Annotated in this window: 9 protein-coding genes; 8 read left to right on the forward strand and 1 reads right to left on the reverse strand. The window is 68.2% G+C overall.

The genetic code is table 11. The features are described 5' to 3' along the window. Nucleotides 1–336 precede the first annotated feature (336 nt). The 5 genes from F3J15_RS08725 to F3J15_RS08745 all read left to right on the forward strand — a co-directional run bounded on the left by F3J15_RS08725 (nucleotide 337) and on the right by F3J15_RS08745 (nucleotide 8056). Nucleotides 337–1608, forward strand: coding sequence for an MFS transporter (locus F3J15_RS08725; RefSeq protein ID WP_069251358.1), 1272 nt, complete (start codon nucleotides 337–339; stop codon nucleotides 1606–1608). Nucleotides 1609–1635: 27 nt separating this feature from the next. Further along, a complete protein-coding gene (locus F3J15_RS08730; RefSeq protein WP_166889790.1) occupies nucleotides 1636–4056 on the forward strand; it encodes a glycoside hydrolase family 31 protein in 2421 nt (806 codons plus the stop codon). A 111-nt stretch (nucleotides 4057–4167) separates the two neighbouring features. Beyond that, nucleotides 4168–5355 carry a porin gene (locus F3J15_RS08735; protein WP_166889793.1) on the forward strand — a complete coding sequence of 396 codons (1188 nt, stop codon included), beginning with the start codon at nucleotides 4168–4170 and terminating at the stop codon, nucleotides 5353–5355. Nucleotides 5356–5670: 315 nt separating this feature from the next. Next, nucleotides 5671–7692, forward strand: coding sequence for a BCCT family transporter (locus F3J15_RS08740; protein ID WP_166889796.1), 2022 nt, complete (start codon nucleotides 5671–5673; stop codon nucleotides 7690–7692). A gap of 52 nt (nucleotides 7693–7744) precedes the next feature. Continuing rightward, on the forward strand, nucleotides 7745–8056 hold the full coding sequence (locus tag F3J15_RS08745) for a hypothetical protein (RefSeq protein WP_166889799.1): 312 nt from the start codon (nucleotides 7745–7747) through the stop codon (nucleotides 8054–8056). A 99-nt stretch (nucleotides 8057–8155) separates the two neighbouring features. Here F3J15_RS08745 and F3J15_RS08750 read toward each other — a convergent pair whose 3' ends face one another. Next, nucleotides 8156–9004 carry a class I SAM-dependent methyltransferase gene (locus tag F3J15_RS08750; protein WP_166889800.1) on the reverse strand — a complete coding sequence of 283 codons (849 nt, stop codon included), beginning with the start codon at nucleotides 9002–9004 and terminating at the stop codon, nucleotides 8156–8158. Nucleotides 9005–9196: 192 nt separating this feature from the next. On the opposite strand from F3J15_RS08750, the gene F3J15_RS08755 reads away from it, so the two are divergent. The 3 genes from F3J15_RS08755 (at nucleotide 9197) to F3J15_RS08765 (ending at nucleotide 12425) form a co-directional block, all read left to right on the forward strand. Then, nucleotides 9197–10660 carry a metallophosphoesterase gene (locus F3J15_RS08755; protein ID WP_166889803.1) on the forward strand — a complete coding sequence of 488 codons (1464 nt, stop codon included), beginning with the start codon at nucleotides 9197–9199 and terminating at the stop codon, nucleotides 10658–10660. A gap of 56 nt (nucleotides 10661–10716) precedes the next feature. Further along, nucleotides 10717–12054: a cytochrome c peroxidase gene (locus tag F3J15_RS08760; protein WP_240158813.1), complete on the forward strand. Its 1338-nt coding sequence runs from the start codon at nucleotides 10717–10719 to the stop codon at nucleotides 12052–12054. 95 nt (nucleotides 12055–12149) lie between these two features. Next, nucleotides 12150–12425: a hypothetical protein gene (locus F3J15_RS08765; RefSeq protein WP_034191604.1), complete on the forward strand. Its 276-nt coding sequence runs from the start codon at nucleotides 12150–12152 to the stop codon at nucleotides 12423–12425. The last annotated feature ends 2 nt before the right edge of the window (nucleotides 12426–12427 follow it).

The raw sequence follows: 12427 nt of genomic DNA on the forward strand, positions 1-12427 counted from the left end.
GGGCCTTCAGCGCGTGATCGCCGTGCGTCGCCCTGCACGCCGCGTGACCTCGCTCATCGGGAAAACCCCGAGCAAGTTCGTTCGAATGCAATTTCACGTTGACCGGATTCGAATTCGAACATAGGATGTTCGAAAATGATCAGTCGTCAGATAACATGCAGCCTCAACGACGACGAAATGTTCGCTTGAACGCCACGATTCCGATGCAATCCGGGAAAAATGGCGTCCATCAAGATCGGACATCGTACAAATAAAGCGAAACAGGCCATCCCGAACGGATGGTCGTCATGGATCGGACCGGCGCCACACGCCGGCCCTGCCCGACAGGAGACAGCAGTGAAGACAGTCAAGGCGTTGCGCTGGTGGATCATCGTGCTCGTATGTCTCGGCACGATCCTCAACTACCTCGCACGGAATTCCCTCGCGGTGCTCGCCCCCGAGCTGAAGCAGGTCTTTTCGATCTCGACGCAGCAGTATTCGTACATCGTCGGCGCGTTCCAGATCGGTTACACGATCATGCAGCCCGTGTGCGGCTTCGTCGTCGACCTGATCGGGCTGCGGCTCGGGTTCGCGCTGTTCGCGATGCTGTGGTCGGTGGTCGGCGTCGCGCACGGCTTCGCGTCGGGCTGGCTGTCGCTCGGCATCTTGCGCGGCTTTCTCGGCCTGTTCGAAGCCGCCGCGATTCCGTCGGGGATGAAGGCGGTTGCCGAATGGTTTCCCGATCGCGAGAAATCCGTCGCGGTCGGCTATTTCAACGCGGGCACGTCGCTCGGCGCCGCGATCGCACCGCCGCTCGTCGTGTTCCTGTCGATGCGGTTCGGCTGGCAGGCCGCGTTCATGGCCACCGGCGCGCTCGGCTTCGTGTGGGCCGCGCTCTGGTACGCGCAGTACCGGTCGCCGGCCGACCATCCGCGCATCACGCCGCAGGAGCGCGCGCTGATCCGCGACGGCCAGGCGACGATGCCGCCCGTGTCGAAGCGTCGTATTCGCGACGTCGTCACCGCGCGGCGCTTCTGGGCCATCGCGCTGCCGCGCTTCTTCGCCGAACCCGCGTGGCAGACCTTCAGCTTCTGGATTCCGCTGTATCTCGCGACCGAGCGCCACATGGAACTCAAGCAGATCGCGATCTTCGCGTGGATGCCGTTTCTCGCGGCCGACCTCGGCGGCATCGCGGGCGGCTACCTGTCGCCGTATCTCGCGAAGCGGTTCGAGCTGCCGCTCGTATGGTCGCGTGTCGCGGGCATCGCGCTCGGCGCGGTGCTGATGCTCGGGCCCGCGATGATCGGGCTCGTCGCATCGCCGTACACGGCCATCGCGCTGTTCTGCGTCGGCGGCTTCGCGCACCAGATGATCTCCGCGCTCGTCAACACGCTGTCGGCCGACGTGTTCGATCCCGAGGAAGTCGGCACCGCGAGCGGCTTCGCCGGGATGGCCGCGTGGATCGGCGGGCTCGGTTTCTCGCTGCTGGTCGGCGCGCTCGCCGACAAGATCGGCTATGCGCCGCTGTTCGCGTGCCTCGGCCTGTTCGACATCATCGGCGTCACGCTGCTCGCGGTGCTGATCCGCGGGCAGTCGAAGCAGGAACGCCTGCTCGCCCGGCACGCCTGACCTTCGCCCTTACCAGGAATCGCATTCATGACTTCGCTTCTTCATCCGCCCGTGTTCCGCGTCGCCGGCCAGCACGCGAACCGTGTGCTGCTCGCGTCCGAGGCGGGCGCAACCGTCGAGATCTTCGTGCTCGAGGACGACATCGTGCGGGTGCGTGTGCTGCCCGATGCGACGGCACGCAACCCGCGCACGTGGTCGATCGCGCCGGGCCTCGACGACGTGCCGCTCGACGGGCGCGACCGCCTCGATCTCGACGGCTTCGCGCTGCCCGCCTATACGCTCGTCGAAGACGACGATGCCGTGTGCATCGAGACCGCGCAGATTCGCGTCGCGGTCCGCCGGCAAGGCGGCCATTGCACGTGGTCGATGCGCGGCGCGGACGGCACGTGGCGCGTCGCACTCGCCGACCGTGCGACGCAGGCGTACAACTTCGGCTGGTGGGACGATCGCGCGTATCACTACGTCGCCCGCGAGCGCGGCGACAAGGTGTTCGGCCTCGGCGAACGCGCGGGCGAGCTCGACCGCACCGGCGCGCGCTTCGAGATGCGCAACATCGACGCGATGGGCTACAGCGCGAAGCACACCGACCCGCTGTACAAGCACATTCCGTTCTACATCACATGGTCGCCCGCTGCCTGCCAGGGGTTCGGGCTGTTCTACGACACGCTGTCGGACTGCACGTTCGACATGGGCCGCGAGCTCGACAACTATCACGGCCCGTACCGCTATTTCGTCGCCGAGCACGGCGATCTCGACTACTACTTCATCGCGTCGCCCGACACGCCGCTCGCGGCCGCGCGGCGCTTCACGTGGCTCACCGGGCGCCCCGCGCGCACGCCGAAATGGGGGCTCGGCTATTCGGGCTCGACGATGAGCTACACCGATGCGCCGGACGCGCAGCAGCAGATGAACCAGTTCGTCGAGCAATGCGACACGCACGACATCCTGTGCGATTCGTTCCACCTGTCGTCGGGCTATACGTCGATCGGCGCGAAGCGCTACGTGTTCAACTGGAACCGCGACAAGTTTCCGGACGCGAAGGGCTTCGTGAAGCATTACCGCAACCACGGCATCCGCCTGTGCGCGAACATCAAGCCGTGCCTGCTGCGCGACCATCCCGCATTCGAAGACGCGGCCACGCGCGGGCTGCTGATCCGCTCGGCGTCCGGCGAGCCGGCATGGGTGCAGTTCTGGGACGAGGTCGGCGCGTATCTCGACTTCACGCAGCCCGACGCGTACCGCTGGTGGCGCGAGCAGGTCACGTCGGCGCTGCTCGAATACGGGATCGAGTCGACCTGGAATGACAACAACGAGTACGAGATCTGGTCGCCCGACGCGATCGCGCACGGCTTCGGCCAGCCGTTTCCCGCGCGCGAGGCGAAGGTGCTGCAGACGATACTGATGATGCGCGCGTCGCGCGACGCGCAGCGCGCGCATGCGCCGGCGCGGCGGCCGTTCCTCGTGTCGCGCTCCGGCGGCGCCGGCATGCAGCGCTACGTGCAGACCTGGTCCGGCGACAACTATACGTCGTGGGAAACCCTGCGCTACAACCTGAAGATGGGCCTCGGGCTCGCACTGTCGGGCGTGTCGAACATCGGTCACGACATCGGCGGCTTCTCCGGGCCCGCGCCGTCGCCGGAACTGCTGCTGCGCTGGGTGCAGTTCGGCATCTTCATGCCGCGCTTCAGCATCCACTCGTGGAACGACGACGGCACCGTCAACGAACCGTGGATGTATCCGGAGATCACCGCGCAGATCGCGTCGCTGATCAAGCAGCGCTACCGGCTGCTGCCCTACCTCTATCACCTGCTGTGGCTGTCGACGACGCGCTACGAGCCCGTGCTGCGGCCGACCTTCGCCGATTTCCCCGGCGATGCGCGCTGCTACGACGAATGTGACGACATGATGCTCGGCGACGCGCTGCTCGTCGCGCCGGTCGTCGACCCCGGCCTGACGGCGCGCACCGTCTACCTGCCGTCGGGCGCGCGCTGGATGTGCTGCGCGAGCGCGCAAGCGTTCGACGGCGGCGCGAGCGTGACGCTGCCCGCGCCGCTCGACTCGCCGGTGATGCTGCTGCGCGAGGGCCGCGTGCTGCCGCTGAACGTCGCGGAACAGCATTTCGGCGCGCGTGCCGACACGCGCGGCTTCCTCGTCGCGCCGCGCATCGAGGACGGCGTCGCCTACGGCGAATGCGTCGAGGACGACGGCGAGACGGAAGCATGGCGCGACGGCGAATACGGGCTGTGGCGCATCGAGACCGGCCGCGAAGCGTCGGGCGCGCTCGGCGTATCGGTGCGCTGGGACGGCCGCCCGGCACGCCCGGCCGACCGCGTCGAGATCCTGTTGCCCGCGTCGCTGCAAGGCCCGGTCGCCGTACGCGGCGCGCACGTCGAGCTGGATGCGCAGGATGGCGCATGGCGCCGCCTCGTCGTCGCATTCGACAGCTGAACCGCGTCACCCACGCAAGACGGGCCGTTCACGCGGCCCGCCGCCCGCCACAGAGGAGGCGACCGAGCCTCCCGCCCACCTTGAAAAGATGAAGAGATCTGGAGATCGTCAATGAAAGCACCCGCCAATCGATATGCAATCCTGATTTTATCGGCCGCGTCACTCGGCACGACCGCCGCCCACGCGCAGAGCAGCGTGACGCTGTACGGCGTCGTCGACGATTCGCTCGCGTACGTGAACAACCAGCAGGGCCACTCGAACGTCTACATGCGCGACGGCAACCTGTATGCGTCGAAGTTCGGGCTGCGCGGCGACGAGGATCTCGGCGGCGGCACGCATGCGATCTTCGACCTGCAGTCCGGCTTCAACCTGAACAACGGCGCGCAATCCGCTGCCGGCCTGATCTTCAATCGCCAGGCGTTCGTCGGCCTGCGCAACGATCGCTACGGCACGATGACGGCCGGCCGCCAGTACACGCCGTACTTCCTGTTCGTCGGCCCGTACGCGTCGAGCAGCTGGCTGACCGGCGCGACGGGCGCGCATCCGGGCGACATCGACGGCCTCGACACGACGATCCGCGTGAACAATTCGGTTACCTATACGTCGCCGACCTTCGCCGGGCTGACCGCGAGCGCGATGTATGCATTCGGCGGCATTGCCGGCGCGACCGGCAAGGGCAACACGTTCAGCGCCGCGCTGCGTTATGCGAACGGGCCGATCGGCATCGCGGCCGGCTACCTGCGCATCAACAGCTCGGGCTCGTCGGCGGGCTTTCTGAATCCGGCGACCGCCGCGTCGGGCAGCTTCGCGGTATCCGTGCTGAACCAGGGCTACCTGACCGCGAAGGCCGTCGAGCAGGTCGCGGCGGCCGGCAACTACACGCTCGGCGACCTGACGATGGGTCTCAACTACTCGAACGTGAAGTACCTGCCCGGCAACGGCTCCGCGTTCACGGATAGAGCCGTGTTCAACACCTACGGCGCGCTCGCCGCGTACCGCTTCACGCCGGTATTCTCGGTGGCCGGCGCGTTCGCGTACACGCTCGCGTCGAAGGCGAACGGCATCAACCGTGCGGCCCGCTACCAGCAGGTTTCGCTGAAGGAGTCGTACAGCCTGTCGAAGCGCACGACGCTCTATGCGCTGCAGGCGTACACGCATTCGAGCGGACAGACGCTCGGTGCGCAAGGCGCCGGCCACGTGATCGACGCGGCACCGATCGTCGGCGATTCGCAGCAGCTCACGCCGTCGACGACGCACGGCCAGTTCGTCGGCATGGCCGGGATCGCCGTCACGTTCTGAACCCTCGCGGCAGCGCCTTCGGCGCGCTGCCCCTGCCCCGGGCGACACGCATTTCGCGCATTCCACGCGTGCTGCCCGGGCGCCCGGCACACGGCAGTCGTCGTTTTAAGCGGCTCGTCCGCCCGCCGTGCGAACCGCGCGGGTTTCCTCGGCCCCTTCGATACCTTACAATTCGTCAGGTTCATCTCTTCTGCATGCCCCTTCTTGCAGTCCTGACACCGCGGTACACTCGACGCACGCCGTATCAGGGTCCGACGCGCGACACGCGCGCCGGGCGGCGTCGCGCCTCGTTGCGCCCACAACTGGATGCCAGTCATGCCAGATTCCCGTCCCTCGCCCCGCACGACGTTCAAGCCGCAGGTCGTCCTGCCCGCGCTCGCGGTCATCGGCGCACTGCTCGTCGTGTGCGCGCTGCACCCGAGCGAAGCCGGCGCGCTGTTCTCCTCCGGCCAGCAATGGGTCATCGCACGCTTCGACTGGTTCTACGTGCTCGCCGTCACCGGCTTCCTCGTGTTTCTCGTGCTGATCGCCGCCAGCGACTTCGGCAACATCCGGCTCGGCCCCGACGACGCCGAACCTGAATTCAGCTTCGTGTCGTGGACGGCGATGCTGTTCGCGGCCGGCATGGGCATCGGCCTCATGTACTTCGGCGTCGGTGAGCCGATGCAGCATTTCCTGAAGCCGCCGACCGTCGACCCCGGCACGCCCGCCGCCGCGCGCGAGGCGATGCTGATGACGTTCTTCCACTGGGGCTTCCATGCGTGGGCGATCTACGGGCTGATGGGGCTCGTGCTCGCGTATTTCGGGTTCCGCTACAACCTGCCGCTGACGCTGCGCTCGGGGCTGTATCCGGTGCTGCGCGAGCGCATCAACGGCTGGATCGGCCACACGGTCGACGCGTTCGCACTGGTCGGCACGGTCGCCGGCATCGCGACGACGCTCGGCTACGGCGTAATGCAGATCAGCGCCGGCCTGCACACGGTCGTGGGCTGGGACACCAGCGGCAACGCGTTCCGCATCGGGCTGGTCGTGCTGGTCGTGCTGCTCGCGGGTGCTTCCGCCGCGAGTGGCCTCGACAAGGGCGTGCGGCGGCTATCCGAGCTGAACCTGCTGCTCGCGTTCCTGTTGCTCGCATTCGTGGTCGTCGCGGGACCGACGTCGTTCCTGCTGCGCGCGCTCGGCGACAACATCGGCCAGTACCTGTCGCATCTCGTCGACCTGTCGTTCCGCACCTATGCGTACGCGTCGCCGCGCGAGGAAGGCTGGTTCGGCGGCTGGACGATCCTCTACTGGGCGTGGTGGGTGTCGTGGTCGCCGTTCGTCGGCATGTTCATCGCGCGCATCTCGCGCGGCCGCACGATCCGCCAGTTCGTGATCGGCGTACTGCTCGTGCCGACCGCGTTCAACCTCGTGTGGATGACCGTGTTCGGCAACAGCGCGATCTGGCTCGATACGCACGGCGCGGCCGGCGCGCTCGCGCAGACGGCCACCAACGTCGACGCGCTGCTGTTCCGCTTCTTCGACTTCCTGCCGCTATCGCAAGGACTGTCGATCGTCGCGATCGTGCTGATCGCGGTGTTCTTCGTCACGTCCGCCGATTCGGGCGCGTTCGTGCTCGACCAGATCGCGACGCGCGGCAACGCGCACTCGCCCGTGTGGCAACGGCTGTTCTGGGCCGCGCTGCTCGGCGTGACGGCCGCGGTGCTGCTCGTCGCCGGCGGGCTCGGCGCGTTGCAGGCGATGACGCTGATCGCCGCGCTTCCCGTGGCGATCATCATGCTCGCGCTCTGCTACGGGCTGTGGCGCGGGCTCGCGGCCGACCGCGTGCACTATTCGCAGGACGTCGCGCCCGCGACGAGCTTCTGGACCGGCCAGCACTGGCGCCACCGCCTGACGCACATCCTGCGGCAGACGACCGAAGCCGAAGCGCGCCAGTTCGTCGCCGAGACGGTCGAGCCCGCGTTGCGCAAGGTCGCCGACGAGCTGCGCGCGAGCGGTGTCGATGCGAACGTGCAGCGCGACAGCGACGATGCCGTCCGGCTCACCGTGCCGACCGCCGACCACCGCGATTTCGTGTACGGCGCGCGCGTGACCGTGAAATCCGCGGCCGCGTTCCTGGTGCGCGAGGCAGCCGAGCCGGAAGCGGAACGGGCACACGTGTACGGGATCGTCACGTTCTTCGAGGACGGGCGGCTCGGCTATGACGTCGAATACCTGCGCGGCGACGAAGTGATTGCCGATGTGCTGCGCCAGTACGAACGCTACGTGTCGCTCGCGGCCGACAAGCGTACGCATCTGCTGAGCCGCGCGCCGGGGCATGCGACGGAGGCCGAATGAACGCCGCCCTTGCCACGCCGGGGCGGTTCGCCATCCACGATGGAGCCGCACCATGACCGGACTCCTGCAAAGCCGCGCCTCCGACGTCATCGCGCTCGGCACGCTCGCCGTGCTCTACCTCGGCGGCGCCGGCATCGCGCTGTGGCGAATCCGGGCCGCGGCGCCACGCGGCAAGGTCTACTGGATCGTCTGCGCGGCGCTGCTCGCCGGCGGCGCCATCGCGATGGGCATCAACCTGTCGCCGATGCCGGACACCGGAGACATGCCGCCCGGGTTTGCACTCGGCGTCGAAGCCGTCCTCCTCGGTCTCGCCTTGGTCGCCGGCGGTTGCGCGTGGTTGATGCTGCGCGCGCGGCGACACTGACGCGCGTGCGTCACGCGGCCCGGTTTCGTCCCGCGCGAACGGCCACGCGCGGGGCAAACCGGCCGGCCCTTCCTTGACCCACCGCTCTACCGCAACGCGTTACGCGGACGGTGCCCGCGCCGTCACGAGCCAGCATGCTGCGTCGAAGCGCACATCGGCACCCTCCACGTAAGGCGCGAACGCCGCACGCATCGTGTCGACCACGCGCCGCCGCGTTGCCTCGTCCACCTCCAGCAACGCCAGCCCGACCGGGCCCAGCCGCGAAATGTAGTCGTCCAGCGCGGAAGCAGGCAGCGCGCACGCCGGATCGACCGGCTCGATCGCAACGTCCGCCCAGCCGCTGTCCGACAGCACCGACGCAATTCGCTGCTGGTCGCCGAACGCGAATTGTCCCGGCGCGCCGGGCCGCCGTGCGGGCAGGTTCGGCAGCAACGGCGCGGCGGCCCGCTCGGCAATCGTCATGAACGGATTGTCGGCCGCGCTGCGCCATGCGATGAACCGCATCTGCGCATTCGGCCGCGCCGCATGCCGCAGATTCGCGAACGCCCTGACCGGATCGTCGAAGAACATCACACCCAGGCGCGACACGATCAGGTCGACGCTCGCGGGCTCGAACGCGTGGGTCTGCACATCCGCGCGCACGAAACTGACGTGAACGCCGCTGCGTTCGGCGCGCGCCTGCGCGGCGTCGATCATCCGAGCCGAGATATCGATGCCCGTGCATTTCACATCTGCACCGAGCCGCCGCGCGATCGCGAGCGTGACCGCGCCCGTGCCGCAGCCGACGTCGAGCACGCTGCGCGCGGACGACGTGGCCGCCGCATCCACGAGCAAGTTCTCCAGCGGCTCGAACATCCGGTCGATCGGCGCCTGCGTGTCGACCCAGGCACGCCCCGACGGGCCGTTCCAGAGCGCGGATTGTTCGTCATTGGGCTGGCTGGTTTCCATCGTCGAATCCCCCTTCTGGTTCTTTGATCGTGCCTCGCACTTTGCTGCTTCAAGCCGGCTTGAAGTCAAGGCCCTCCGGCCGCGACCTGCCATCGCGATGTCGACGCCCGGCCCGTATGCAAGCGCCCCCGTCTTTTCATATTTCTTACATTCGCGCTGCGTATCGTTGACGACTTTCCTACGGTGCCTCCCATGCGACGACTCCTCACGCGCACGCTGCTCGTGCGCTGCGCTCCCCTTGCTGCCCTCGCCGTGCTGTCAGCGTGCTCGAACCACATCGATTCGCCGGCCGATCCGGCGAGTGCGTCGGTCAACATCCAGGCCGCATGGGTCGAGATCGGCGAGTCGAACCAGGCGATCGCGCGCGTCATCACGAACTACACGCCCGCGTCGGCCGGCGATCCGCTGTGCCCGCAACTGACCGTCGACGGCAAGCTGTCGCGCATGTCCGTGCGCGCGGGCGCCGCGACCCTCGCCCAGCGGCCGACCGCCAGCGATCCGTCCGATTCGAAGCCGTCGAGCTTCCCGGTGTCCGTCTGCGAGATGACGCTGCCGGCCGGCGCGCAGGCGGCAAGCGTCGCGGGCCGCACGCTGCCGCTGCCGAAGGCGCAGCCGCAACGCATCGCGATCATCGCCGACACCGGCTGCCGCATGAAGAAAGCCGACAACGCGTGGCAGGCGTGCAACGACGCATCGGTGTGGCCGTTCGACACGATCGCGGCCAGCGTCGCGAAGCTGTCGCCCGACCTCGTGATGCACATCGGCGACTACCACTATCGCGAGAACGCGTGCCCGCCGGACATCGCCGGCTGCAAGGACAGCCCGTGGGGCTATGGCTGGGATACGTGGCAGGCCGACCTGTTCCGTCCGGCCGCCCCGCTGCTCGCGAAGGCGCCGTGGGTCGTCGTGCGCGGCAATCACGAGGAATGCGCGCGGGCGGGTCAAGGCTGGTTCCGCTTCCTCGATCCGCGCCCGTATTCGGCCGCGCGCTCGTGCGACGATCCGGCCAACGACAACAACGCGAACTATTCGGAACCCTATGCGGTATCGCTCGGCGGCGGCTCGCAGGTGATCGTGTTCGACACCGCGAAGGTCGGCCGCACGCCGCTCAAGACGACCGACGCGCAATTCGGCATCTACCAGAAGCAGTTCCAGACGGTCGCCGCGCTCGCGTCGAAGGCCGGCATGACGACGACGATCTTCACGAACCACCATCCGATCCTCGCGTTCGCGCCGATCGCCGGCAGCACGCCCGCGCCGGGCAACCTCGCGCTGCAGTCGGTGATGTCGAGCCTCAACGCGCAGGCGTACTACCCGCCCGGCGTGCACGTCGCGCTGCATGGCCACGTGCACGACTTCCAGGCGATCAACTTCTCGTCCGGGCATCCGGCGACGATCGTGTCCGGCAACGGCGGCGACAATCTCGACGTCGCGCTGCCCGACCCGTTCCCGGCCGGCCTGACGCCCGCACCGGGCGCCGTGATCGAACGGCTGTCGCACAACAACAGCTTCGGTTTCCTGATCATGGAACGTCGCGCCGCCCCGGCGACCGGCTGGGTGTTCCACGCATACTCGGCAGCCGGCAAGCTGCTCGCGTCGTGCAACCAGTCGGGCACGACGCTCGCCTGCGACAAGACGGGATTCATTGCGCCGTGAGTGAAGTGGTTCGATGTGACGGCCGCCATGCGCGCGGCCTGCAAACGCTGCGCACGCTGGCCACGACGGCCGTATTCGCGGGCCTGGCGCTCACGGCCCACGCCGCACCGGCCGAAACGGTCCTGCTCCCCGGCGCGCCGCCTTCGCGAGTCGTCGACACGATCGGCAACCGCACGCCGCAGGTGACGGGCAAGATCGATGCGGCGACCGCGCGCTTCGCGCCCGACCCGACGCTCGTCGCGCTCGGCCGCCGGATCTTCTTCGATCCGCGGCTGTCCGAGCCGCGCGGCATGTCGTGCGCGGGCTGCCACGATCCGGGCCGCGCGTTCGCGCCGACGCTGTCGGCCGCCTCGCTCGCGGGGCCCGGTGTGCCGGAAGGCAGCCGGCCCGGGCGTTTCAGCCAGCGCAACGCACCGTCGCTGCTCTATGTGCGTTACGTGCCGCGCCGCCACTTCTACCAGGATGACGACGCGCCTGCGCCGTCGCCGTTCGGCGGCCTGTTCAGCGACGGCCGCGCGGATACGCTCGCCGAGCAGATCCGCGGGCCGCTGTTCGATCCGAACGAGATGAACAACCGGTCGCCGGCCGCGCTGCTGCGCAAGGTCGACGCGACCGAACTCGCGCCCGATCTCGCCGCACGTTTCGGCGCGCCGGTGCGGCGCGATCCCGAGCAACTGGTGCGTGCGCTGGGCGTGGCCGTCGAGGCCTATCTGCAGAGCGACGAAATGGCGCCGTTCACGTCGCGCTTCGATGTGTTCCTGCGCACGCGCAAACCGCTCGCGCCGGCCGAGATGCGCGGCCTCGCGCTGTTCCGGAATCCCGACAAGGGCAACTGCATGAGCTGCCATACGCTGTCGGAGACGTCGAACCGCCCGGAACGTTCGCTCTTCACCGATTTCGGCTACGACGCGATCGCCGTGCCGCGCAACCGCGCGCTGCCGGCGAACCGCGATCCGCGCCATTTCGACAACGGGCTGTGCGACACCGCACGGCGGCTGCGCTGGCCCGAGCCGACGCAATGGTGCGGCTACCTGCGCACGCCGGGGCTGCGCAACGTCGCGATCAAACAGACGTTCATGCACAACGGCGTGTTCTCGACGCTGCGCGACGCGGTCGCGTTCTACAACACGCGCTCGACCGACCCGGGCTTCTGGTATCACGGGGCCAGAACGTTCGACGACGTGCCGGCCGCCTACCGCGGCAACATCAACGTCAACTCGACGCCGATGAACCGCCGGCCGGGCACGCCGCCCGCGCTGAGCGACGCGGAAATCGACGACATCGTCGCGTTCCTCGGCACGCTGACCGACGCGCGCTATACGAAGGTTGCTGCCCCTGTTGCACCCGCTGCCCCTGCTGGCCGGATCACGCGAACCGCCGTGCCGGCTCGCTGACCTGGCCGAACGGCCAGCCTGGACGCATCCGCTTGCGGTCGCCGCAAACGCTGGTTATATTTACAGTACTGTATTTATGAACAGTGAGGTGCGCGATGGAACATCTGGTCCGTATCGTCAACGAAGCCGATCGCCAAGTGCTGGCGTGGCTCCGCGCTCAGGTCGGTGATGCCCGCGTCGAGCGCGCGGCTCGCCAGCTCGGGCATACGCGCAAGCCCTTCCCGTCGGCCGTATGCCGGTATCTGGGCATGAGCGCACCGGCCACGCTGCGCCAGGCCGACAGGCCGCGCGCCGCACGCGATTTCTCGGTCGGCGATCGTTACCTGTCGTTGATCCGCCAGCACCTCGCCACGCACTCGGCCAGCCGATGAAA

Source organism: Burkholderia sp. Ap-955, from assembly GCF_011753045.1.
Lineage (GTDB): Bacteria > Pseudomonadota > Gammaproteobacteria > Burkholderiales > Burkholderiaceae > Burkholderia > Burkholderia lata_D.